Annotated in this window: 16 protein-coding genes; all 16 read left to right on the top strand. The window is 46.3% G+C overall.

The window, feature by feature from the left end; translation table 11 throughout:
- The first annotated feature begins 22 nt into the window (after window positions 1-22).
- The gene (locus KHS38_RS06785) at window positions 23-637 is read left to right on the top strand and encodes an HmuY family protein (RefSeq protein WP_213487741.1); all 615 of its coding nucleotides are present in this window, start codon (window positions 23-25) and stop codon (window positions 635-637) included.
- Window positions 638-715: 78 nt separating this feature from the next.
- Window positions 716-1,549 (top strand): heme/hemin ABC transporter substrate-binding protein, encoded by an 834-nt coding sequence (locus tag KHS38_RS06780; RefSeq protein ID WP_213487740.1) that lies wholly within the window; start codon window positions 716-718, stop codon window positions 1,547-1,549.
- Between the two features lie 29 nt (window positions 1,550-1,578).
- A complete protein-coding gene (locus KHS38_RS06775) occupies window positions 1,579-2,598 on the top strand; it encodes a FecCD family ABC transporter permease (protein WP_213487739.1) in 1,020 nt (339 codons plus the stop codon).
- Window positions 2,595-3,386, top strand: a complete 792-nt coding sequence (locus KHS38_RS06770; RefSeq protein ID WP_213487738.1) for a heme ABC transporter ATP-binding protein — start codon at window positions 2,595-2,597, stop codon at window positions 3,384-3,386. Before KHS38_RS06775 ends, KHS38_RS06770 begins: the two co-directional genes overlap by 4 nt.
- A gap of 6 nt (window positions 3,387-3,392) precedes the next feature.
- On the top strand, window positions 3,393-4,421 hold the full coding sequence (locus KHS38_RS06765; RefSeq protein WP_213487737.1) for a hemin-degrading factor: 1,029 nt from the start codon (window positions 3,393-3,395) through the stop codon (window positions 4,419-4,421).
- Between the two features lie 198 nt (window positions 4,422-4,619).
- Window positions 4,620-5,249, top strand: a complete 630-nt coding sequence (locus KHS38_RS06760) for an RNA polymerase sigma factor (protein WP_213487736.1) — start codon at window positions 4,620-4,622, stop codon at window positions 5,247-5,249.
- 90 nt (window positions 5,250-5,339) lie between these two features.
- Entirely contained in the window at window positions 5,340-6,518 is a 1,179-nt protein-coding gene (locus tag KHS38_RS06755) for a FecR family protein (RefSeq protein ID WP_213487735.1), read from the top strand.
- Window positions 6,519-6,755: 237 nt separating this feature from the next.
- Window positions 6,756-10,085, top strand: coding sequence for a TonB-dependent receptor (locus tag KHS38_RS06750; protein WP_213487734.1), 3,330 nt, complete (start codon window positions 6,756-6,758; stop codon window positions 10,083-10,085).
- A gap of 13 nt (window positions 10,086-10,098) precedes the next feature.
- Window positions 10,099-11,916 (top strand): RagB/SusD family nutrient uptake outer membrane protein, encoded by a 1,818-nt coding sequence (locus tag KHS38_RS06745; protein ID WP_213487733.1) that lies wholly within the window; start codon window positions 10,099-10,101, stop codon window positions 11,914-11,916.
- A 108-nt stretch (window positions 11,917-12,024) separates the two neighbouring features.
- Window positions 12,025-13,146 carry a glycoside hydrolase family 76 protein gene (locus tag KHS38_RS06740; RefSeq protein WP_213487732.1) on the top strand — a complete coding sequence of 374 codons (1,122 nt, stop codon included), beginning with the start codon at window positions 12,025-12,027 and terminating at the stop codon, window positions 13,144-13,146.
- A 9-nt stretch (window positions 13,147-13,155) separates the two neighbouring features.
- Complete coding sequence (locus KHS38_RS06735) at window positions 13,156-15,339, top strand: type 1 glutamine amidotransferase family protein (RefSeq protein ID WP_213487731.1); 2,184 nt, start codon at window positions 13,156-13,158, stop codon at window positions 15,337-15,339.
- Window positions 15,340-15,392: 53 nt separating this feature from the next.
- Complete coding sequence (locus KHS38_RS06730) at window positions 15,393-17,861, top strand: glutaminase family protein (protein ID WP_213487730.1); 2,469 nt, start codon at window positions 15,393-15,395, stop codon at window positions 17,859-17,861.
- Between the two features lie 127 nt (window positions 17,862-17,988).
- On the top strand, window positions 17,989-20,289 hold the full coding sequence (locus tag KHS38_RS06725) for a GH92 family glycosyl hydrolase (RefSeq protein ID WP_213487729.1): 2,301 nt from the start codon (window positions 17,989-17,991) through the stop codon (window positions 20,287-20,289).
- Window positions 20,290-20,307: 18 nt separating this feature from the next.
- Entirely contained in the window at window positions 20,308-22,602 is a 2,295-nt protein-coding gene (locus KHS38_RS06720) for a GH92 family glycosyl hydrolase (protein WP_213487728.1), read from the top strand.
- A gap of 179 nt (window positions 22,603-22,781) precedes the next feature.
- Window positions 22,782-23,798, top strand: a complete 1,017-nt coding sequence (locus tag KHS38_RS06715) for a LacI family DNA-binding transcriptional regulator (RefSeq protein WP_213487727.1) — start codon at window positions 22,782-22,784, stop codon at window positions 23,796-23,798.
- 332 nt (window positions 23,799-24,130) lie between these two features.
- Window positions 24,131-25,552, top strand: a complete 1,422-nt coding sequence (locus KHS38_RS06710; RefSeq protein WP_213487726.1) for a glycoside hydrolase family 125 protein — start codon at window positions 24,131-24,133, stop codon at window positions 25,550-25,552.
- Window positions 25,553-25,564 lie beyond the last annotated feature (12 nt).

The raw sequence follows: 25,564 nt of genomic DNA, 5'->3' as shown, positions 1-25,564 counted from the left end.
AACTACATTTTTTACAGCAACAATGATGAACAAACTACAAAAATTAGCTTTACTGGTATGCAGCGGATCAGTTTTAATGATGACGGCCTGTGACAAAAACAGCGATGACGCAGCACCAACGGCAGATGCCAAAGTAACCGTAAAATCGGTTGCCGATCTGGATGGCAGCAAAGGCAATGTTTATTACAGCCTAAGCACCGGCACACAAGTTACGGGCGCTGATACCGCCACCAACAAGTGGGATATTAAATTTACCTCGACCACTATTTCGGTTAACAGCGGTACCTCGGGTACAGGCACAGCACAGGCCCAGGTAGTAACCAGTACTTTTGCCGATTTAACTACGGCACCAGCCACAGGTTATAAATCAGACGCAGCCGGTGCGCCGGCTATATCTGGCTGGTATACTTATACGGCTTTTACATCACCGCAACATGCCATTTTACCTGTTCCGGGTAAAATCATTGTGGTGAAAACCAACAGTGGGAACTATGCCAAAATAGAGATGCAAAGCTATTACAAAGGTAATCCTGATACTACCACGCCAGCCTTTGCCGATCTGACAACCCGTCCGGCATCACGGTACTACACGTTCCGTTATGCTTACCAGAGCAACGGGTCAACCAGTTTACAATAATTCATTAAGCACCATTCTAAAGGTTCATTCGGCTGTTGCTGCCCGTGCATGGGCGGCACAGCCTTTTGTTAAAAAATTATGTATATAAAATTCAAATTCATTTTTGCAGTAATTGCTTTTTGTGCGATGGGCATCGTTGCACGTGCGCAATCCAAAATTGTATCGGTTAACGGTACCGTGAGCGAGATACTGGCCGGTATAGGTTTGGAAAAAAACATTGTAGGTACCGATGTGACCAGCAATTACCCGGCATCGCTAAAAGCAAAGCCCAAAGTAGGGCACAACCGTAACCTATCGGCCGAAGGTATAATTGCCTTACAGCCCGATGTAGTTACCGGCATAGCCACCGAAGTTAAACCCGAACTGGCTGCACAATTGAAAAGCGCCGGTATTAAGCTGGTGCTTTTTAACCAAACCTTTTCAGCCGATGGCACCCGCCAATTGATTCGGGAGGTAGCCAAAGCCTTTGGCAAGCCGCAGGGAGCGGAGCCACTGATTCAAAAATTAAATACAGAACTAGCTGGTGCCGCTAAAGCAGCAAAAGTTAAAACCAAGCCCAAAGTGCTGTTCATTTACGCACGCGGTACCGGTACCATGATGGTGGCCGGCGAAGGCACCCAGATGCAGCACATTATTCAGATGGCTGGTGGTACCAATGCCGTTACCGGGTTCAATGATTTTAAACCGCTAACGCCTGAAGCACTGGTAGGAGCCAACCCCGATGTGATTTTGCTGTTCAGCAGCGGTATGCAAAGCCTGGGCGGCACAGCCGGATTACTGAATGTGCAGGGCATAGCGCAAACCAATGCCGGCAAAAACAAGCGCTTTGTAACTATGGACGGCGAGCTACTGAGCAGCTTTGGTCCGCGGTTGGGGCAGGCTGTAACAGAACTGGCACAAAAAATTAACTAATGCCGGCTAACAGGTATAAATACATTTTTATGAGTCTGCTGGCCCTGCTGGTGGTGGTAATGGCTACTTCGGTTTGCCTGGGTGCAGTACATATCAGCTTGCCTCAGTTATGGTCGATGTTTACTTATCAAATTGGTATCAGTAAGCAGGCTTTATTTACTGAGCAGCAATGGCTGGTGTTTATCAACCTGCGCTTGCCCAGAGTAATTTTAGGCGCTATCATAGGTGCTGCGCTGGCCATTTCGGGCTCCGCTATACAGGGCTTGTTTCGTAACCCCCTGGCCGAGCCGGGGCTGATCGGCATCTCATCAGGCGCAACCTTGTTTGCTGCCTTAACTATTGTTTTTGGCGGCAAGTTGCTGGATAGGATGGGGAGTAATTATGGCTATTACGTGTTATCGGCAGCAGCATTTACCGGTGCGTTGCTCACGGCCTTATCGGTTTACCGGTTGGCTATGCACCGGGGTACAGCAAAAGTTACCGCCTTATTGCTAACAGGCATTGCCATCAACGCGCTGGCTTTTGCATTTACGGGATTGTTAACCTACCTGTCAACAGATGAGCAGCTACGCAATCTTACCTTTTGGAGCCTGGGCAGCTTGGGTGGAGCTAACTGGGTTTCGGTAACTTGCGTGCTGCCCTTTGTTATTATTCCGTTGGTAGGCTTACCGCTAATGGGTAAGGCATTCAATGCTTTATCATTAGGCGAGGTGCAGGCCGGGCACATGGGTTTTCAGGTGGGCCGCATTAAGTACGCCGTCATCATTATGGCTACGATGGCCGTAGGTGCTTCGGTAGCGGTAGCGGGTATTATCAGCTTTGTAGGGTTAGTTATTCCACACATGCTGCGATTGGCTTTCGGTGCCGATAACCGGCTTATTGTGCCAGCTTCAGCACTTTTAGGCGCAGCCGTACTCACCCTGGCCGATTTGGTATCGCGCACGGTAGTGTCACCAGCCGAGCTGCCCATAGGTATTGTTACTGCCCTGGCCGGAACCCCGGTATTTATTTACATGATTAATTCACAACTTAAAAAGCAGCCTATATGATTACGGTAAAACAAGTGGGTTATCAGGCAGGTAGTAAAACTATCCTGAATGATATTTCTTTCACAGCCAATCAGGGCGAAGTACTGGCTGTTATTGGTGCCAACGGGGCCGGTAAAAGCACCTTGCTCAAACTCTTGTGTCGTGAAATTCATCCAACTGAGGGCCGCATCATGTTCAACAAGCGCGATCTGGTAAATTACATGCTCAAGGAACTGGCCGGTATGCGTTCCGTACTCACGCAGCAGCATACCGTAAGCTTATCTTTTATGGTAAAAGAGTTGGTGATGATGGGCCGCTATCCGCATTTTGATAATCAGCCATCAGCGCATGACGTGAGCATTGTAGAGCAGGCTATGCAAATTACCGGCATTACGCACCTGATGGTGCGCGGGTATGATACGCTTTCGGGCGGCGAGCAGCAGCGCGTACAACTGGCACGTGTGCTGGCCCAGATACTGGATGTACCGGGTGCATGGCTTTTTTTGGATGAGCCGACCAACGGGCTGGATATGCTGCATCAGCAACAACTATTACAGCAGGCCCGGCAAATGGCCGATAAGGGTTTTGGAGTGATCTGTATACTGCATGATATTAACCAAGCGGCAGCCTACGCCGATAAAATTCTGGTATTGAAAAACGGCACGCAACTGGCTTACGGTACACCTGCAGAGGTTGTAAGCCCGGAGCTGATACGGGAAGCCTTTGGCGTGCAGGTTAAACTATTACAGGATGAGCATTATAAATACCCGGTAATTATTACTACCGGCGCAATTGCAAATACAAATTAGAAAGATATGGAAGCAACAACACAAAGTTTAAAGATACAATGGGATGCTTTGAAGCAGGATAATCCCAAATTGCGCATTCGCGATGCAGCGAAGCAAATGGGTGTTAGCGAGGCCGAACTGCTGGCTACCGGCCTGGGGCAGCACGTTACCCGACTGAACGACCAGTTTATGGATTTATTAAAGGAAGTAAACACCCTTGGCCGTGTAATGGCACTTACCCGTAATGAGCATTGCGTGCATGAGCGTAAAGGCATTTACAAAAAAGCGTCTTTCAACGGCCACGTAGGCTTGGTAGTAACGCCCGATATTGACCTGCGTTTGTTTATGAACCAATGGCAGTTTGGATTTGCCGTAAATGAGGAAGGTCGCCGCAGCCTGCAGTTTTTTGATCAGACCGGCGAAGCCGTACACAAAATTTATCTGGTTGAAGAAAGCGACCAGCAGGCTTACGAGACTTTAGTAAGCAAATATACAGCCGAAGATCAATACCAGAGAATAGATGCGGCAGCAGTCAAACCAACAGCTGCTGAATTACCGGATGCTGATATTGATATACTCCAGTTTCAGGAAAGCTGGCGTAACCTGCAGGATACGCATGATTTTCATCCGCTGCTGCGCAAGCATGGCCTTACACGCACACAAGCCTTGCGTTTAGCGCCCGATGGTTTTGCCCGGCAGATCGAGCCTGTACTGATTAAGCAAATCTTAGAGCAGGCATCAGCAACACAGTTGGAAATTATGGTGTTTACCGGCAGCGCAGGTTGTATACAGATACACACCGGCCCGGTTAATCGTTTGTTAGAAACCGGCCCGTGGTTTAACGTGCTCGACCCCGACTTTAACATGCATCTGCGCCTTTCGGGCATACAGGCATTATGGCTGGTTAAAAAGCCAACAACCGATGGTTTGGTGCATAGCCTGGAGGCTTATGATGCCGAGGGCAATACGATTGTGCAGTTTTTTGGCAAACGTAAGCCGGGCATTCCCGAAAGCGCAGGCTGGCGCAATTTGCTGCGCGAAACGGTAAACGCTTAAAAACACAAGTCCTGATTACCTGTGGCCGTTTCATGAGTGTGGCCGCAGGTAATACAGGCGCTACTAACTTGCCTGTTTAAATCTTTCCCTGGAAATAATAATCTACAAACTGGTTATTAAAGCCCCATAATTATTAAACAAAGGTTTATTTGGAAAAAAAATGCAATATTGCATTAACCAATTATAAACTTTTTAATAATGCTTGTTGATGAGGCCGCTGTTGTAGCCCGGCTACAGTGCGGCGATGTAAACGCTTTTAGGCAAATTTATGATTACTATCATGGTAAATTGTTTTACTATGTACTGCGGTTCATTAAAGTGCCCGAACTGGCCGAAGATGTAATTCATGACGTATTTTTAAAACTATGGGAAATACGTGAGCAGGTAAAGCCCGAACTAAGCCTGACTGGTTATCTGTACCGTATTAGTCGTAACCAGGTGTTTAAACTACTTAAGCAAATCGCTACCCAAACCGAGCTGCAAAATCAAATAATCCATATCATCAGCGAAAGTATAACCGAGGCCGAATCGGGCTTGCAATGGCAGGAGTATAGCGTGCTGTTACAACAAGCCATCAATAAGCTACCGCCGCAACGCCAGCGTGTATTTAAGCTTTGCCGGCAGGAAGGCAAAACTTATGAAGAAACCGCCGCGTTGCTGGGTATATCCCGCTATACCGTTAAGGAACACATGGTGCTGGCGATGAAGAGTATTAAAGACTATCTGCATCATAACACTGATATCGTATTTACGCTTATAATAGTTGAGGGTGTGCATATTGGCCATCTGCTTGAAACGGTGCACACTTCTTTGCACGCCCGCTTGTAGCAGGGTGTATAGATATCCTTCAAAGAAAAATAAAAAATATTTTTCAAGGCATCCCCCCTTTAATAGCATATCTGGATATATAGGGTAATTATGAACCCCAATTCCAGGTACCAAAACCTGCTACAAAAATATTTATCGAATACCTGCTCTGCCGAAGAAGCAGCCGAGCTGTTCCATTACCTGCGCAACAACCGGGATGGAAGGGTATTGCTGCAATCACTCAGCGATGAGTACCGGCAGGCACTGCAAAATGATATGCTTTTACCTTCGCAGGTGAGCAACAGGGTGTGGAATCGCCTGGAGGAAAGCATTAGTTCGGCACAGCCTGCAGTAGTTCCTTTATACCAGCCATTCAGAAAGTGGCTGGCTATTGCAGCCGTATTATTGGTTGTGCTTTCAGTTGGCGCATACTTTATTGCTTATCAAAGAGCTTCCAGCCATAATACAATCAGCCGCATCAACGCTATAAAGCCCGGCAGCAATAAGGCTTATCTTACACTTGCCAATGGCCGTACAATTTTGTTGGATGATAAACCGCAGGGCTATTTGGCCCGGCAGCAAGGCGCTACCATTCATAAAGATAAAAACGGGTTGGTGGTATACCATTTTACCGGTAGTAAGGTAGCATCTGTCCAAACCAATACCATTGCTACACCCAAAGGCGGCCAATACCAGGTTGTACTGCCCGATGGCACCAGGGTATGGCTTAATGCAGCCTCATCGTTAACTTTCCCTACCGCCTTTATCGGTAAAGAGCGCCAGGTGGTACTCAATGGCGAAGCATATTTTGAAGTGGCTAAAAATAAAGCCATGCCATTTAAAGTGGCCGCCAATAACGTAACGGTGCAGGTGCTGGGTACGCATTTCAACGTAATGGCGTATGATGATGAAAAGCTTGTTTCGGCCACGCTGTTGGAAGGTGCCGTTAAGCTTCATAGTGGGCAGGATGATGTACTATTAAAACCGGGCCACCAGGCGCGCTTTAACAAAACAGAACAAAGCTTTAAGGTAGTTGAAGTTGACACCGAAGAAGCCATTGCCTGGAAAAACGGCTACTTTATGTTTAATAATGAAAACATATACAGCGTAATGCGCAAGCTATCGCGCTGGTACAACGTAGAGGTCAGCTTTCAGGAAGACCTATCGAAAAAAACGCTTTGGGGTACCGTATCTCGTTTTGAGGATGTATCGCAGGTGCTTAAAATGCTTGAATTAACCGGGACCGTTCACTTTAAAGTTGAGGGAAGGAGGATAACCGTTATGCAATAAGTTTTTTACTATCTGCACAGGTTATCTTTCCAAAACCGGGCTTGCTAAAAAAGCAACAGGAGCGTTGCGACCGCTCCTGAGCTTTTGCCCAGCAGGCAAATGAGTTTGGGATAACCTATACAATTTTTTTGACCAAACAATACCAGTTATAAACCCAAACCATTCAAAGATATGACAATTTTTCCTCTTGAAATAAGCGGGAAGCAACTCCGTATTCACTGTAAGATTCTGCTGATCATGAAGCTTATTGTTATACTCACTATTGCATCTATTCTGGAAGTAAGTGCAAAGGGGTACGCACAAAGAATAACTATTTCCCAAAACCGGCTATCGCTGGAGCAACTGCTTCGCGAAATACGCCGGCAAACCAGCTATAACGTATTATGCGATGGCGATGCCTTACAGGAAGCGCAACCAGTTACCGGCGGTTTTAAAAATGCCACCGTCAATACCGTTCTGGATAAAAGCCTGTTGGGCCAGCCTTTGTTGTATACCATTAATGGCAACACTATTGTAATAAAAAAGAAAGCGGCACTACCCGCAGCTGATGCTAAAATAATGCAGCAAACAGTAAAAGGTACCGTAACTGATGATAAAGGCGAACCTTTACCTGGTGTAACAGTGCGCGTAAAAGGAACCAATACCACAACCTCAACAGATGTTAATGGCCGTTATTCTATTTCGGTACCATCATCTGATGCTGTGCTGGTGTTCAGTTTCATTGGCTTTCAAAGTACCGAAGTTACGCCGGGCACCCGTGCAACGGTGAACGTAAAGCTAACCAGCTCAAGTAATAGTTTGAACGAGGTTGCCGTGGTTGGTTTCGGTACCCAACGCAAAATCAGTTTGGTGGGTGCGCAATCTACCGTGCAACCAACCGAATTGAAGCTGCCGGTAGCTAATATCACCACATCATTGGCCGGGCGACTGGCAGGTGTTGTGGCAGTGCAGCGTTCGGGCGAGCCGGGCCGTAACGGGGCCGACATCTGGATAAGAGGCATAGCCACCTTTGGCGGTAATACCAGCAGTCCGCTGATATTGGTGGATGGTGTGGAGCGCTCCATCAGCAACCTGGACCCGGAGGATATTGAGTCGTTCACGGTACTGAAAGATGCATCGGGTACGGCCGTGTATGGTGTACGCGGAGCCAACGGTGTGGTTTTAGTTAGAACCAAAACCGGTAAGGTAGGTAAGCCCCAGATATTTTTCGATTATAACGAGGGTATCAGCACGTTTACCCGCCGCCCTAAAATGGCCGATGGTATTACCTACATGGAAGCGGCCAATGAGGCCAGCGTAGGCCGCGGACTTGCACCTAAATATTCACAGGAATATATCGACAAAACGGCATCCGGTGCCGATCCGCTTCTGTATCCCAACGTGAACTGGATGGACGAGCTGTTTAACAAGTACAGCCGCAACCGCAGGGCCAACCTGAATGCCAGCGGCGGTGTTGAAAATGCGCAGTATTATGTATCGCTGGCATATTATAACGAAAGCGGCTTTTTAAAAACCAGTGATTTTGAAAAATATAATTCATCGCTTAATTACAGCCGGTATAACTTTACCTCTAACCTGAACCTTAAAATTACGCCAACCACTAAAATAGATGTGGGCTTACAGGGGTATGCATCAAACGGTAACTACCCAGGCGAAAACACGCAGGATATTTTTGGTGCGGCTATGGATGTGCCACCGGTGGAGTATCCTTTGATGTATCCCGGCAATTTTATACCCGGCAGGTCATCTAACGGCGGCTTCCGTAACCCGTATGCCGATCTTACCCGTCGCGGTTATCGTACCGAATTTCGTAACCAGATCTATTCCAACCTTCGCGGAACGCAGGATTTGAGTATGCTTACCAAGGGGCTTACCGCTACGGCTATGTTCTCGTTCGATGCCTATAATGAGCAAACGGTCAGACGGTCAAAACGCGAGAGTACTTATTTCCCCGACAATAACAAGCCATATAACGAAGATGGAACTTTGAACCTGGTACGTACATTTTCGGGCAACAATTACCTAAGCTATGAGCCAAGCCGGGGCGGTACTAGACAGTTTTATACCGAAGCAGCTGTGAACTACGACCGGGGCTTTGGCAAGCACAGGGTAGGGGCACTGGCGCTGTTTTATGCCCAGGATTACAACAACCCTTTCGCCGGCGATTTTACAGGTTCCATTCCCGAAAGGTATGTGGGCCTGGCAGGCAGGGTAACCTATTCTTATGACGACAGGTACTTTCTGGAGTTGAACGGCGGCTACAACGGGTCGGAACTCTTTGCACCCGAAAACAGATATGGCTTTTTCCCTGCCATCGGTTTAGGCTGGGTACCGTCAAATGAGAAATTCTTTGCGCCGCTGCGTAATGTCATCTCGTTCCTTAAAATCCGCTACTCGGATGGTAAAACAGGTATCGGTAAAGTGAATGGCCGCAGGTTTGCTTATCTTACCTTACTTGCAGACAATGCCGAGGGGTATACATTCGGCCGGAACTTTACCAATTACTCGGGCATCAATGTAACAGATTATGGGGTGGACATTCGCTGGTCAGAATCACGCAAGCAGGATTTAGGCTTCGAGATCAGAACCCTGGCCGACAAGCTGTCGCTGATTGTGGATTTGTTTAGAGAGCGCCGTACCGGTATCTTTTTACAGCGGCAATCGTTAGCGGGCTTCATCGGGCTTACCAATTCGCCTTTTGGTAATTTGGGGGTAGTGGATAACCGCGGTATTGATGCCACCTTGCAGCACAACATGCGCTTGGGTAAGGTAGATTTTTCGCTTAAAGGCACCTTTACCTACAATAAAGACAAACTGCTGAATGATGACCGCCCTGTGCAGCCTTACCCCTGGATGAGCCGCATTGGCGATAATGTACTTTCGCGCTATGGCTACGTTGCCGAAAAACTTTTTGACAGCGACGAGGAAATAGCCGGCAGCGCTGTTCCCGGCGATCGGTCGAAGGTAAAACCGGGCGATATTAAATATAAAGACTTGAACGGTGATGGTTTAATTAACCAGTATGATGTTACCCGCATTGGCCGGGGCGATATACCTTCAACCATTTATGGTGCCGGCTTCAATATAGGTTACAAAGGCTTTTCGTTAGGTGCTCTGTTTCAGGGCGTGGCACATGCCGATATTTTGCTTGGCGGCTCGGCCATTATACCATTTAATGGTGGCGGCGGCTTAAGCAATGCTTATGCAAATATTGGCGACCGCTGGACGCCATCCAACCCAAGCCAGGATGTGTTTTATCCTCGCCTGGCTTACGGAGAAGATCAGAACTTTAACAATGCACAGGAAAGCTCCTGGTGGGTAAAGGATGTAAGCTTCGTGCGGTTAAAAACAGCGCAATTAAGCTACAATCTGCCGCAGGCGTTCACCTCAAAACTGCATGTTAAAAATGCCAGTGTTTACCTAATCGGGCTTAACCTGGCCACCTTCAGCAAGTTTAAACTGTGGGACCCTGAACTGAATACCAACCCACCCAACAGCGGCCGTGCAAACGGGAGTAAATATCCTAACACTGCTACTTTATCGCTGGGCCTGAATGTCAGATTTTAATCCAACACCTCTCATGAAAAAATATATAAAAGTATCGTCATTTATCGTGTTGCTATGCCTTATTGCAACATCCTGTAGTAAAGATTATTTAAACCAGGTACCCAATGACAGGCTCACGCTCGAAGAAACTTTTTCGAACAAAGCCACGGCCGAAAGATTTCTGGCCAACGTGTATGCCAACATTCCCGACGAATTTGGGCAGCGCAACCCCGGCGGTAACCGCAATGCCGGTTTATGGACTGGCGGCAGCGACGAGGCCGAATATGTATGGAGCTTCGTACAATCCAATAGTACTAACATTGGTAACTACGATAGTAATTCGGGCTTTGTGGGCGATTACTGGCGCAATTACTACCGGGGTATCCGGTCGGCCAGTTTCTTTATAGCCAATGTAGACAAGGTAACCAATGATTTGACCCCGCAGCTGGCCGTACAGTATAAGGCCGAAGCACGTGCCCTGCGTGCCATGTTTTATTATTACCTGATGCGCCTGTACGGGCCGGTAATTTTACTGGGCGAAGAAGTAAAAGCGCCTGATGCACCTGCTTCTGAAGTACAACTGCCCCGCAGCTCTTTTGATGAGTGTGTAAGTTACGTAGCCAGCGAGTTGCAAACCGCCGCTGCCGATTTGCCTGCAACGGTATCAAACGATGATAACCTGGGGCGTATTACCAAAGGTATTGCTATGGCTTTCAGGGCACAAGCGTATTTGTTGGCTGCAAGTCCGCTGTACAATGGCAATGCCGATCTAGCCGTTTTACGTAACAAAGACGGCAAGCAGCTGGTAAGCCAAACTTATGATGCCAATAAATGGAAGGTAGCTGCTGATGCTTACCGCGAATTTATCAATCAGTTTGTACCCGGTACTTACAATTTGTTCAGAAAAAACGGAGCCGATGGAAACTTTGATCCATACTTATCTTGTAGGGACCTGTTTTTAACCGATTGGAATAGTGAAGTTATACTGGCGCGGCCGGGTGCGTCGCTTTCATCCCGGCAGTATGAGATGACACCCTATCATAACACGTATCCACGTGAGTTTAAGGGCAGTGGTGGCTTGGGTGCCACACAAAATATGGTGGATGCCTTTTTTATGGAAAACGGCCGTAGTATTAACGATCCGCAATCCAATTATGTATCATCCGGTTTTTCTGCCGATGCTACCAAGTACACCAAAGCAGGTATTTATAACCAATGGGTACACCGCGAACCGCGCTTTTACGTAAATATAACTTACCACGGCAGTACCTGGCTCAATACCAATGGCGGTACGGTAATTACTACCGAGCTGAACGCCAACGGCAACTCCGGCAAAGCTACTGGTGGTAACGATTATTCGCCCACAGGGTATATTGTGCGTAAAGCCATGGGCCTGGGTAACTGGGATGTTAATAACCGGAGCTGTATTTTGTTAAGACTGGCTAATATTTTTCTGGACTATGCAGAGGCGCTGAATGAAGCCGAACCCGGAAGTGCCGATGTGTTAAAGTATGTAAACCTGATTCGTGAAAGAGCCGGCATCCCGCAATATGGGTCGGGCTCATTACCTATACCAGCCGGTAAAGAAGCCATGCGCGAAGCCATCCGAAAAGAACGCCGTGTGGAACTGGCCTTTGAAAATGTGCGTTATTTTGATGTGCGCCGCTGGAAAATTGCCGAGCAGACTGATAACGGGCCAACCTACGGTCTGAATATCAACGCCAACCTGCCCGATTTTTTGAAAGTGGTATCTTTTGAAACACGCGTATTCAGCAAGCGCCACTACCTGTTCCCCATCCCGCAAAATGATGTGAATGTAGATAACCTGCTGGTGCAAAACCCAGGCTGGTAAGCCATGTATAATTCCAAACAGTTAATAATTTAATATTAACTGTTTGGAATTATTTTACAAAGCCTTTTGTTATATCTCTCAGCACTTTAACGTATTATTACTACCGCCATGAATAAACTTTATTATTTCTTTTCCTGCGTTCTTTTTATTGCATTTGCCAGCTGTTCAAAAGCTACGGATACACCGGCTCCTGCACCCGCAAAGCCGGGTTTGCCTAACGGGAAGTTTACGCTGCAGGATGCCGCAACGGCTTATAAAAGCTTTAACGATTTCTTTTACAACCCATCAGCCAAGCTCTACTACAGCACTACCAAGCGCGATAATCTGGCCGCTATCTGGACGCAGGCTATTTACTGGGATATGGCCATGCATGTTTATGACCGCACTAAAGATGCCGCACAGTTAAAGCTTATTACAGACATTTACGAAGGCGGTGCAAAGCAGTACGATAATTATAACTGGAACAATACCCAAACCTGGTTTATTTATGATGACATGATGTGGTGGATCATATCGCTGGCCCGTGCTTATGAAATCACTCATAATGACGCTTATCTGCAAAAAGCAATCTCAGGTTTTAGCCATGTTTGGGCAGGCTCGTATGACCCGGTTGATGGTGGTATGTTCTGGGATTTTAAGCATACCGGTAAAAATTCCTGTATCAATTACCCAACCGTTATTGCCGCTATGCGCTTATACAAAATTACGAAAGACGAAGCTTATCTAACCAAAGCTAAAGCCGTTTATGGCTGGGCGCGGGCCAATTTGTTTGATGCAGCAAAAGGACGCGTGGCCGATAATAAAATCGGTAACAATAAGCCGGGCTTTCAGGACTATACTTATAACTATGGTACCTGTATAGGTGCTGCGGTAATGCTGTACAAAACCACTAACGACAAAAGCTACCTGGCCGATGCCAAACTGGCTGCCGATTATACGATGAACAGTGTAAGCACCAACGGTATCTTACCTGCCGAAGGCGATTGGAACGAACAAGGCGTGCTGAAGGCCATATTTGCGCAATATATAATGAGCCTGGTAAATGATGCCGGCCAAACGCAATACCTGCCCTGGATACAAAAAAATATAAATGCTGGCTGGAATCATCGTGATGTAAAGCGGGGGCTAACTTATCGTAACTATGCAGCTGTGTGTCCATCGGGCGATATTCAATCCTATGAAGCCAGCAGTATCGTAGCCTTTATGCAGTTATGTCCTCCCGAAAAATAAGCAACAGATATGATTAACCGAGCACTTTTACTATCAGCCGTTGCCTTATTATGTGCAGGGCAAATGAGGGCACAAATAACTAAGAAAGCACCTGCGGATAAATCCAAAACCAGTTTCCAGTCGGCCGATGGCTGGGATGCCAGTTATGATATCCGTTCGGATGTTGCTATGGTATATGGTATTAACGATGCCGGAGGCAACTTTGAAGGCCGTGTTAAAAGCTGGCGCGATCATGGCTATAACGTACAGTTTATGACGGGCATTGCCTGGGGGCAGTATCAGGATTACTTTACAGGCAAGTTTGACGGCAAAACACACTGGGAAGATAGCCAGGTGCAAATGAACGGCGATACTATTTGGCATGGCAAGTGGGTGCCTTACGTGGTGCCATCGCCATCTTACCTTACCTACATTAAATCGCATGTAAAAAGAGCGATTGATGCTGGCGTAACAGCCATTTATCTGGAAGAACCCGAATATTGGGCACGTGCCGGTTATAGCGAATCGTTCAAAAAAGAATGGGCTAAATATTACAGCTCGGCCTGGATGCCGCAGCATGAGTCGCCCGAAGCCACTTACCTGTCGTCCAAGCTCAAATATCATTTGTATTATAATGCACTGAAAGATGTATTTCAGTATGCCAAAAGCTATAGCCGCAGTATAGGTAAGGAGGTGAAATGCTATGTGCCTACACACTCTTTAATCAACTACTCATCCTGGGATATTGTAAGCCCGGAGGCCAGTTTAGCCAACCTGCCCGATATGGACGGCTACATTGCACAAATTTGGACAGGCACGTCGCGCTCTGCGATTTATTATAATGGCGTTAAAAAGGAACGTGTATTTGAAAACGCATTTCTGGAATACGGCTCCATGATTTCCATGACGGCGCCAACCGGCCGCAAAATGTACCTGCTTACCGACCCTATTGAAGACCGGCCGCAAACCTGGAATGATTACAAACGTAATTATCAAGCTACTTTCACGGCAGAGTTGCTGTACCCAACCGTAGGCAATTACGAAGTGATGCCCTGGCCTGGGCGTATTTACAACGGCAAATTTAAGCTGGAAGGCAGCACTGAGCGGGTGCCCATATCGCCGGCCTATGCAACGCAAATGCAGGTGATGATTAATTCATTAAACAGCATGCCGGTATCTGCCAATAAAGTTAACGGCTCGCAAGGCATTGCGGTGTTGGTTGGCAATTCTATGATGTTTCAACGTTTTCCATTGCATAAAGGGTATGATGATCCGCTGCTATCCAACTTTTATGGTATGGCATTGCCGTTGTTAAAAAGGGGCGTGCCGGTACAAACCGTGCACATGGAAAACCTAAGTAGCCCCGGCAGCCTGAGCGGCATAAAGGTGCTGATAATGAGTTATAGCAATATGAAGCCGCTGTCTGCAGAGGTACACAGCAAGCTGGCAGATTGGGTAAAACAAGGTGGCACGCTCATTTATTACGGCCGTGATAACGATCCGTTCCAAAGCGTAAAAGAATGGTGGAACAGCGGTGCTAACCACTACCAGGCACCGGCAGAGCATTTGTTTAAACTACTGCATGTTGCTGAATCCTCAAAGCAAAGTACTCATACCTACGGAAAGGGCAGGATAGAGATTGTTAGACAGGACCCTAAAGAACTGGTGCTGAAAGCCGGACAGGATGCAGATTACCTCGCCCGGATAGCCAAAGCTTACGAGCAGTACGCGCATGCCGGTAAACTACAGCAAAAGAACTACTTTATGCTACAGCGTGGCCCGTATACTATAGCCAGTGTGCTGGATGAAAGCTCGAGCACAACGCCTTTGCAAATTAAAGGGCCGGTTATTGATCTGTTTGATCCGCAACTCCCCGTATTAACCCAAAAGGTAGTTCAGCCCGGTGAGCAGGCCTTCCTATATAATCTGAAACAGGTGCACAACCCTGCAAAGCCTGCCGTGCTGGCTGCTGCTGCACGTGTGTATCGGGAAAGTAATACTACAAACAGCTATTCGTTTTTGGCCAAAAGCCCGGCAAATACGCATAACGTAATGCGGATATTATTGCCGCGAAAACCATTAAGCGTCAAGGCCAGTGTAGAGGGTAAGCAGCTGACTACAGGATTGGATTATAAATGGGATGCTGCAAGTAACACCTGCCTCGTGCAGTTCGAGAATAACAGTAATGGCGTGAACGTAAAAATTACATGGTAAATGTAACCAATACGAAAATGAAAATTAACTTTACCCCTTCTAAAACCTATGTTATGAAAAATTTACGCCTACTTTGTTACCTCATTTTGATGATAACGGGGCATGTGGCATTCAGCCAGGTAAAACATGCACCTTCTTTTCCGCTGGTAACACATCACACGTATTTCAGTATCTGGTCGGGGTCTGATTCGCTGAACAGTTCCATTACCAAGCACTGGACCGGAGCCGATCAGCCCCTTATCGGCCTTGTTAAGGTAGATAATGAAGTATACCGCTTTTTAGGCAAAGAGCCTAACGTATACCGTACACTGGCCGCTGCATCAGACGAAAAGCCTTACCAATGCCGCTACACGCAAACCAAGCCATCGGGCAATTGGTCTGACGCTGACTATAATGACAGCCAATGGCAGCAGGGCACCGGCCCTTTTGGTGATAGTAAGGATCGTTATCCTACGGTATGGGTGAAAGATATCTGGATACGTAGAGAATTTAACCTGACCAACACCGAGGTAAATAAGCTTTATCTAAAACTGCTGCACGATGACAATATCGAGATTTACCTGAACGGCAGCCGCATTTATGACCGTGAAGGCTGGAACAGCGATTACGATTACATTCCGCTTGACGAAAAATATAACAAACTGCTTAAAAAAGGTCGTAACGTAATGGCTATCCATTGTACCAACACGGCCGGTGGCTCATCGCTAGATGCCGGTTTGGCCGATTTGGTGAAAGAGCGTGTGGGTAACCGCATCCAAACTGCCGAACAAAAAGATGTTACCGTAAAAGCTACCCAAACCGTATACGCGTTTACCTGTGGTAAAACGGTTGACCTGCAGGTAACCTTTACCTCACCGCTGCTGATGAATGACCTGAACCTGATGTCGAGACCGGTATCTTATGTAAGCTACCAGGTGAAATCGCGAGATGGTAAAAACCATAAAGTAAGTGTGTTTTTTGGCGCATCAAGCAGTGTCGCTGTTGATAAGCCAACCCAACAAGTGGCGGCACAGCAGTATACATCGGGCCAGTTAGCCATGTTAAAAGCAGGTACTACCCAGCAACCTGTTCTGCAGAAAAAAGGAGACGATATACGTATTGACTGGGGATATATGTATGTGGCTGCTCCACGTGCAGCAGGCGTAGCACAATATATCACTTCGGCAGGTGATGCGGTTCCGTCATTTTTTGAAGGCAAAACCACTACCACTGCTAAACAGGGCCGTCAGTTGATGCTGAACACGGTTATTCCGTTTGGTACTATTGGCAAAACGGCCGTAACCAAGTATGTGATGCTGGGCTACGATGATATTTACGCTGTTCAGTTCTTTAAACAAAATCTGAAACCCTGGTGGAAAAATACAAAAGGCACTACCATCGAAAAAGAACTGGCTGCTGCATCAACCGGCTACAAAGCCATCCTGAATAAATGTGATGCTTTCGATAAAAGCATTTATCAAACCACTAAAAACGCAGGTGGCGAGCAATATGCCGATCTGTGCGTGCTGGCCTACCGCCAGGCTATCTCTGCGCACCATTTAGTGAAAAGCCCCGATGCTGGTTTGCTGTTCCTGTCAAAAGAAAACTTTAGTAATGGCTCCATCAACACCGTTGATGTAACCTATCCGTCAGCGCCTTTATTCCTGATATACAACCCGGATTTGTTGAAAGGTATGCTGAACGGTATTTTCTATTACAGCGAAAGCGGCAAATGGAATAAAGATTTTGCTGCGCACGATTTGGGCACTTACCCATTGGCCAACGGCCAAACCTACGGTGAAGATATGCCGGTAGAAGAATCAGGTAATATGATTATCCTGACTGCTGCCATTGCCAAAGCCGAAGGTAATGCCGAATATGCCCGTAAACACTGGAAAGAACTTACCCGCTGGGCTAAATACCTGCTGGCTGCCGGTCTGGATCCGGCTAACCAGTTGTGTACCGACGATTTTGCCGGCCACCTGGCACGCAATGCCAACCTTTCTGTTAAAGCCATTGTAGCCGTAGGTGGTTATGCACAGTTAGCCGGTCAGTTAGGTTATAAAGATGTTGCGGCAAGTTACCGTAAAGCCGCCCAGGAAATGGCCGCCAAATGGCAACAACTGGCTGCCGCCGATGACCACTACTCGCTGGTGTTTGAAAAGCCCGATACCTGGAGCCAGAAATATAACCTGGTATGGGATAAAGTGCTGGACCTGGATTTGTTCCCGAAAGAGGTTTATAAAAAAGAGATTAACTATTACCTAAAAAAGCAGAATGATTACGGCTTGCCGTTGGATAGCCGTAAAACCTATACCAAGTCTGATTGGATTATATGGACCGCTACGCTGGCCGATAATAATAAAGATTTTAAAGCTTTTATTGAACCCATTCACAAGTTTGCTATGGAAACACCATCGCGCGTACCATTGAGCGATTGGCATGAAACCAAGGATGGTAAAATGGTTGGCTTTCAGGCCCGCAGTGTGGTTGGCGGATATTTTATGAAGTTACTTGAGAATAATTGGAAAAATAAACCGTAATTTGGTTAAACGTTTTACCAACTCCGGCAAACGGATGTATAAACTGATTACAGAGAATAGGGAAGAAGTGCTGCTTATACCTGCCGGCGTTTATTCAACAGCGTAACATTTAACTAATTACAGATATATGAACAAAGCTCTTCTTGCTGGCTTGCTGCTGATAGCCTCATCTCTGCAAGCCCAGCAAAAAGACGGGAAGCTTACCCGCTATGTTAACCCGTTTATTGGCACCGGCGCTGTAAATAAGAACAGCTTGTCGGGCAGTAACTTTCCTGGCCCTACAGTGCCATTTGGTTTTGTACAATTAAGTCCCGATACGCGTGATGCACCGGATGACCCGGCATCAGGCTATGATTATAACGACAAAACCATCACAGGTTTTAGTCATACCCACTTAAGCGGTACCGGCGTTGCCGACTTGTTCGATATATTGCTGATGCCAACCACCGGCGAAATTAAGGCCGTGCCAGGTAAAGCCGAAACGCCGGGCAGCGGTTACCGTTCCCGCTTTTCGCACAGCCAGGAGCAGGCCCGCCCAGGTTACTACCAGGTAATGCTACAGGATTATGGCATCAATGCCGAACTGGCCGCCACAAGCCACGTAGGTATCCATCGCTATACTTTCCCTAAAGGTAAAGATGCGCATGTAATTCTTGACCTTAATCACTCCTTAGATAAAAAGCGTACTTACTGGTCATGCCGTATTATCGGTGCCGAAATTAAAATGGTGGATAATAAAACCATCGAAGGCTACCGCATACTAACAGGATGGGCCCGGTTACGTAAGGTATATTTCAGAGCCGAGTTTTCGCAGCCCATTGTAAGCAACGTCATGTTCGAGGGCAGTAAATCTTACCAGGGCCTGCCTCTGGTTAATGGCACCAACATCAAAGCTGCCCTTAATTTTGATACGCAATCACAACAGCAACTGCTGGTTAAAGTAGCCCTATCACCGGTAAGTGTAGAAAATGCCCGTGAAAATATGAAAGCCGAACTATCTGACTGGGATTTTGACGGTACGGTTAAAGAAACTAATGCCCAGTGGGAAAAAGAACTGCACAAAATTGAAATTGAAGGTACGCCTATACAGAAAGAGATTTTCTACACAGGTATGTACCATGCCTTTACACAGCCCAACAACATGGCCGATGTTAATGGCGACTATCAGGCAAGCGACTTTACCATACAAAATGCTAAAGACAAAAAGCATTATTCCACTTTCTCTTTGTGGGATACTTACCGTGCGGCACACCCGCTGTATACATTAACACAGCCCGACCGTACTGCTGATTTTGTGAACAGCATGATGCGCCAGTACAATACCTACGGTTATTTACCCATCTGGCAATTATGGGGCGACGAAAATTATTGTATGATAGGCAACCACGCCATCCCGGTAATTGTAGATGCAGCCCTGAAAGGTATCAAAGGTTTTGATCTGGAAAAAGCTTATGAGGCAGTTAAAGGCTCATCCATGCTGGATCATCCCGGCTCACCGTTTGGTGTATGGGAAAAATACAAATACATTCCCGAAGATCTGCAGTCGCAATCCGTTTCCATTACGCTCGAAATGGCTTATGATGACTGGTGCGTAGCCCAACTCGCTAAAAAGCTGGGTAAAACGCAGGATTATAATCATTTTATGCAACGCTCTGCCTTTTACGCTAATTTGTACGATAAGCAAAGCGGTTTCTTTAGGGCTAAAAATAAGGATGGCAAATGGCTTTCGCCTTTTAACCCGCTGCAATATGGCGGCAATGGCGGCAATCCTTACACCGAGGGTAATGCCTGGCAATACTTTTGGTATGTGCCGCAGGATGTACCAGGTTTAGTGAAGTTAGTAGGCGGTAATCAGCCTTTTATCCAAAAACTGGATAAATTTTTCTCCTTGAAAGATTTGCCCGGCGAGGTAAACGGTAATGCATCAGGCTTTATTGGCCAGTATGCACATGGTAACGAGCCAAGCCACCACGTAGCTTATTTATACGATTATGTAGGCCAGCCCTGGAAAACCCAGCAATACGTAGCCAAAGTACTGAATGAGCTGTATAACAATTCATCATCGGGTTATTCAGGTAATGAAGATTGCGGACAGATGTCGTCATGGTATATATTTAGTGCGATGGGCTTTTACCCGGTAAACCCGGCCAGTGGTATATACATGATCGGTTCGCCGGTGTTGAAGCAGGCGGGTATCAAACTGGATAATGGTAAAACCTTTGCGGTAAGTACGCAAAATGCATCTACGGTTAATTGCTATATCCAATCGGTAAAATTAAACGGTAAACTTTACAATAAAACCTATATTACACAGCAGCAAATAATGCAGGGCGGTAAGCTCGAATTTGTGATGGGCAGTAAGCCCAATCAGAAATGGGCTACCGGTACCAGCGCCTTGCCACCTGTGCAATCATTTTTTAACAACTAATACCAATCCATATTTTACATGAAGAAGTTACTGACTATAATTACATTATTAGCCAGCCAACAGCTAACCTCGGCCCAAACAACGGGTGGAGGAACCAATTACGCCGATTTGGTGAACCCATTGATGGGTACCATGTCCAAGCCCGACCTCTCAAACGGTAACACTTACCCAGCAGTAGCCGTGCCTTGGGGCATGAACTTCTGGACAGCGCAAACCGGTAAAATGGGTAGCGGCTGGCAGTATACTTACGATGCCGACAAGATCAATGGCTTTAAGCAAACCCACCAGCCATCACCGTGGATGAACGATTATGGCCAGTTTGCTATTATGCCGGTAACCGGCCATATGCGTTTCACGCAGGAAGATCGCGCCAGCTGGTTCAGTCACAAAGCCGAGATATCCAAGCCGCATTACTACAGCGTGTACCTGGCCGATATGGACGTAAAAGCCGAATTGACTGCTACAGAGCGTGCTGCCCAGTTCCAGCTCACCTTCCCTAAAGCCGACAGCGCTTTTATTGTGGTTGATGCTTTTGGTAAAGGTTCGCACATACAAATAATTCCTCAGCAAAATAAGATTGTAGGTTACACTACCAGTTATGCACGCGGTCCGCTGCCGTCTAACTTCAAAAACTACTTTGTTATTTACAGTGATAAGCCGTTTACACTTGCCAGAACTTTCCACGGAAAAACCCTGGCCAGTGATTCGTTAGAAATTACAGCCAAGCAATTGGGCGCCATTGTAGGCTTTAAAACCCGCAACGGTGAGAAGGTGCATCTGCGTGTAGCTTCATCATTCATCAGTGCCGAGCAGGCCGAGCTTAATCTGCAACGCGAGTTAGGTAATGATAGCTTTGATGCAACGCTTAACAAGGCACAAAAAGCGTGGAACCAAACTCTGGGCCGCTTGAAAGTAGAAGGTGGCAGCATTGATCAGATGCGTACTTTCTATTCATGCCTGTACCGCATGGTGATGTTCCCTAATAAGCTGTACGAGTTGGATAAGCAAGGCAAACCTGTTCACTACAGCCCTTACAACGGCAAAACCTTGCCGGGCTATATGTTTGCGGGTACCGGTTTTTGGGATACGTTCAGAGCGTTGTATCCGTTCCTAAACCTGGTTTACCCTTCTGTAAACAAAGAGATGCAAGAAGGCTTGCTGAATGATTACAAAGAGGGTGGTTGGTTGCCTGAATGGTCAAGCCCGGGTTATGCCGATATTATGGTGGGCAACAACTCTGCATCGGTAGTATCAGATGCATATGTGAAAGGCCTGCGTGGTTATGATATCAATAAACTGTACGAAGCTTTGCTGCACGGTGCCAACAATGAAGGCCCTATGTCGGCAGTTGGCCGTTATGGTGTTAAGTATTACAACGATTTAGGATATGTGCCATATGATGTAAAAATCAACGAAAATGCCGCCCGTACGCTGGAGTATGCTTATGATGATTTTACTATCTATCAATTAGGCAAAATGCTTAAACGTCCTGCATCTGAACTGGCTCTGTACAAAAAGAGATCCTACAACTATAAAAACCTGTTCGATCCGGCAACCGGTTGGATGCGTGGCAGAAATAAAGATGGCAGCTTCCAGTCGCCATTCAGCCCGGTTAAGTGGGGCGATGCCTTTACTGAAGGTAACAGTTTACACTACTCATGGTCGGTTTTTCATGATGTGCAGGGCTTAATTGACCTGATGGGTGGTAAGCAACGGTTTGTTAGTAAACTGGATTCGGTATTCACTATGCCGCCGGTTTTTGATGACAGCTACTATGGTGGCGTTATCCACGAGATCCGCGAAATGCAGATCATGAACATGGGCCAGTACGCACACGGTAACCAGCCTATTCAGCACATGATTTATCTGTATAACTATGCAGGCCAGCCCTGGAAAACTCAATACTGGGCACGTGAAGTGATGGATCGTTTGTACAAAGCAACCCCTGATGGTTACTGTGGCGACGAGGATAACGGACAAACCTCTGCCTGGTATATCTTCTCATCATTAGGCTTCTACCCCGTATGCCCTGCAACCGATCAGTATGTTTTAGGTGCGCCATTGTTCAAAAAGGTTACGTTACAGCTGGAAAACGGTAAAACCGTAACTATCAATGCTGCCGGTAACAGCGCTACTAACCGTTATGTGGGCAACTATTTATATAACGGCAAGCCTTATAGCAAAAACTGGATCAGCCACAGTGCATTACAGCAAGGGGCAACCATTAATGTAAAAATGCAGGCTACGCCAAATACGGCTAAGGGTACCAGCAGTGCAGATGCACCTTACTCATTATCTGTAAACGATAAATAATATATTGCTTAATTTATTGTAGGCAAAAAGCCCCTGCATTATGCAGGGGCTTTCTTATTAGCACTAACTTTTACTTGCCGATTGTCATTGGTTGGTAGGTATGTAACACTTTTGAATCAGATAAATTGCTAACTGTGTTAAAGTTGCTAAATTAGCCCACAAACCCAGATTCCTTACCAGTGAAGAAGAAAATTTCTATTAATGACATCGCTAATCAGTTAGGTATTTCTATTACAACCGTATCCTTTATTCTGAATGGCAGGGCAAAGGAAAAGCGGATCAGCGAAGCACTGGTGAAAAAGGTGATGGATTTTGTGCAGGAGGTAAACTACAAGCCAAGTTCACTCGCCCGCAGCTTACGCACAGGCAAAACCAACACCATAGGCTTGCTGGTAGAAGATATTTCCGACCCGTTCTTTTCGGCAATAGCCCGCTCCATTGAAGCCAATGCGTACCAGAACGGCTATAAAATTATCTATAGTAGCACCGGCAACGATACAGAAAAAGCGCGTGAGCTGATTATGATGTACCGTGAACGCCACGTGGATGGTTACATTATTGTGCCGCCCGAAGGTATTGAAGACGATATTCGAAGCCTGATAGACAGTGGCAGGCCGGTAGTGCAAATTGACCGCTATGCAACCGGTGTTGAGGCCGATTATGTAGTGATTGACAACGAGCGCAGTGCTTACACGGCTACACAGCACCTGATTGATAATGGTTATAAAAACGTAGCTTTTGTTACTATCGATTCAAAGCAGCCGCAAATGGCCGACCGCCTTTTAGGTTATCAAAAAGCAATTCAGGCAAACGGGCTGAATGCAGTTGTTGAGGAGGTGGCTTATGAGAGCAGTATACAGGCCATGCAGCAGCTATCTGGATTTTTAGATAAACAGCCGCAGCTTGATGCGATACTTTTTGCAACAAACTATTTGTGTGTAAGCGGACTAAAGGCTATGGCGGCCAGGGATCATCAAATGTTGCAAACGATGGGTATCATCAGCTTTGATGATTACGAACTGTTTGAACTCCATACGCCATCTATCACCAGTATTTCGCAGCCTACCGAGCAAATTGCCGAGCATGCCATTAATTTATTGTTAACCCGGCTTGCACAAACTGATACCGATAAAACACAGCATAAGATTGAGCTGGCTACATCATTTATGTTGCGTCGGTCATCATTATCTAAATAAGAATTCATTTTTAAGAATTACTTATTTGAAAATTATTGATCTAATCCTTTGTAATAGCTAAAACGTTTTACATATTTGCTGTGATTATAAACCTATAGTAATTATTCTGAGTAATATAGTATTGACGAGCAGGCCGGTGTAGGTATTACAGGCGGTTGGTGTAGCCAAAAGTAAGGGTGAGCAAGGGCTGATTAAACTATCGTCTCTTATTGATTGTTGAAAATTGGTATACTATCGTTTAAGGCAATTACTCAATTAATTATATATTTAAGCTAACCAATAAGCATGCCGTTGCGTGGCCTGCTGTATTCATCATCTAAATTGAACATCCTTTGAAAAGACGTACTTTTTTAAGAAACACAAGTATTGCCGGCGCTGGCGCCCTTACGCTGGGTAGTTTAGAATCATTAGCACTGGCACCCGATTTTAAAGTGGTGCGTGTTGCACCTGCTCAACGTAAGTTTACCAGTAAGGCTATTGAGAAAGCTATTGCTGAGTTTGGCAAAAACGTAAAAAATAAAGAGCTGGCCTGGTTGTTTAATAACTGCTTCCCTAACACACTGGATACCACCGTTACCTATACCAGCAAAGACGGACGGCCTGATACTTATGTAATTACAGGTGATATTGATGCTATGTGGCTGCGCGATAGTACGGCACAGGTATGGCCTTACTTAACCTTTATCAACAAGGATGCACATTTAAAAGACCTGATTGCCGGTGTAATTAGCCGCCAGGCAAAGTGCATCAATAAAGATCCGTATGCAAACGCCTTTTATGATGATGACAATAAAGTAGGCGAGTGGTCGCACGATTTAACGCAGATGAAGCCGGGCCTGCACGAGCGCAAATGGGAAATCGACTCCCTGTGCTATCCGGTACGTTTGTCTTACCATTACTGGAAAAGTACAGGTGATACCCGCCCGTTTGATGCAACCTGGCAGCAAGCCGTTAAAAACATTCTGAAAACGTTTAAAGAGCAGCAACGCAAAAACGGCGACGGGCCTTATTCGTTTCAGCGCAAAACAGCGTGGGCTACTGATGGTGTGCCTATGAATGGATACGGATACCCAGTTAAACCCGTGGGTTTAATTTGCTCGGCATTCCGCCCGAGTGATGATGCTACTATCTACTCGTTCCTGATACCATCTAACTTTTTTGCTGTAGTTAGTTTAAAGCAGGCTGCCGAGATGATGACTACTATCGCTAAGGATAGTGCTACGGCAACCGAATTAAGCGCATTGGCTACCGAAGTAGAGCAGGCTTTGAAAGAGCATGCTATTGCATCGCACCCTAAATATGGTAAAATCTATGCCTATGAGGTAAACGGCTTTGGCAGTTATAACATTATGGATGACGCTAACATTCCGAGCTTGCTGGCATTGCCTTATTTAGGAGCTGTTGATTTGAATGACGAGATTTACCAGAATACCCGTAAGCTTTTACTTTCAGAAGATAACCCGTTCTTCTTCAAAGGAACAGCAGGCGAGGGCATAGGCGGTCCACACATTGGTAAAGATATGATTTGGCCATTGAGTATTATTGCCCGTGGGCTTACCAGTACTGATGATAACGAGATCAGGTACTGTATACAAACGCTGCAAAAAACGCATGGTGATACCGGCTTTATGCACGAGTCGTTCCATAAAGATAATCCAGCCAAATTTACCCGTAGCTGGTTTGCATGGACCAATACCATATTTGGTGAGTTTTTATGGAAAACGTATCAAACTAAACCGCAGTTATTAAGCTAAAAGCTATTTAAA

It is taken from the genome of Mucilaginibacter sp. Bleaf8 (assembly GCF_018390515.1).
In the GTDB taxonomy this organism is placed as follows: domain Bacteria; phylum Bacteroidota; class Bacteroidia; order Sphingobacteriales; family Sphingobacteriaceae; genus Mucilaginibacter.
The sequence above is the reverse complement of the archived record's forward strand: the minus strand, read 5'-3'. Positions and strand labels throughout refer to the sequence as shown.

What these genes read in the sequence shown, in the direction of transcription:
- KHS38_RS06785 (WP_213487741.1), top strand. Translation starts at nt 23, where the DNA reads ATGATGAACAAACTACAAAAATTAGCTTTACTGGTATGCAGCGGATCA.
- KHS38_RS06780 (WP_213487740.1), top strand. Translation starts at nt 716, where the DNA reads ATGTATATAAAATTCAAATTCATTTTTGCAGTAATTGCTTTTTGTGCG.
- KHS38_RS06775 (WP_213487739.1), top strand. Translation starts at nt 1,579, where the DNA reads ATGAGTCTGCTGGCCCTGCTGGTGGTGGTAATGGCTACTTCGGTTTGC.
- KHS38_RS06770 (WP_213487738.1), top strand. Translation starts at nt 2,595, where the DNA reads ATGATTACGGTAAAACAAGTGGGTTATCAGGCAGGTAGTAAAACTATC.
- KHS38_RS06765 (WP_213487737.1), top strand. Translation starts at nt 3,393, where the DNA reads ATGGAAGCAACAACACAAAGTTTAAAGATACAATGGGATGCTTTGAAG.
- KHS38_RS06760 (WP_213487736.1), top strand. Translation starts at nt 4,620, where the DNA reads ATGCTTGTTGATGAGGCCGCTGTTGTAGCCCGGCTACAGTGCGGCGAT.
- KHS38_RS06755 (WP_213487735.1), top strand. Translation starts at nt 5,340, where the DNA reads ATGAACCCCAATTCCAGGTACCAAAACCTGCTACAAAAATATTTATCG.
- KHS38_RS06750 (WP_213487734.1), top strand. Translation starts at nt 6,756, where the DNA reads ATGAAGCTTATTGTTATACTCACTATTGCATCTATTCTGGAAGTAAGT.
- KHS38_RS06745 (WP_213487733.1), top strand. Translation starts at nt 10,099, where the DNA reads ATGAAAAAATATATAAAAGTATCGTCATTTATCGTGTTGCTATGCCTT.
- KHS38_RS06740 (WP_213487732.1), top strand. Translation starts at nt 12,025, where the DNA reads ATGAATAAACTTTATTATTTCTTTTCCTGCGTTCTTTTTATTGCATTT.
- KHS38_RS06735 (WP_213487731.1), top strand. Translation starts at nt 13,156, where the DNA reads ATGATTAACCGAGCACTTTTACTATCAGCCGTTGCCTTATTATGTGCA.
- KHS38_RS06730 (WP_213487730.1), top strand. Translation starts at nt 15,393, where the DNA reads ATGAAAAATTTACGCCTACTTTGTTACCTCATTTTGATGATAACGGGG.
- KHS38_RS06725 (WP_213487729.1), top strand. Translation starts at nt 17,989, where the DNA reads ATGAACAAAGCTCTTCTTGCTGGCTTGCTGCTGATAGCCTCATCTCTG.
- KHS38_RS06720 (WP_213487728.1), top strand. Translation starts at nt 20,308, where the DNA reads ATGAAGAAGTTACTGACTATAATTACATTATTAGCCAGCCAACAGCTA.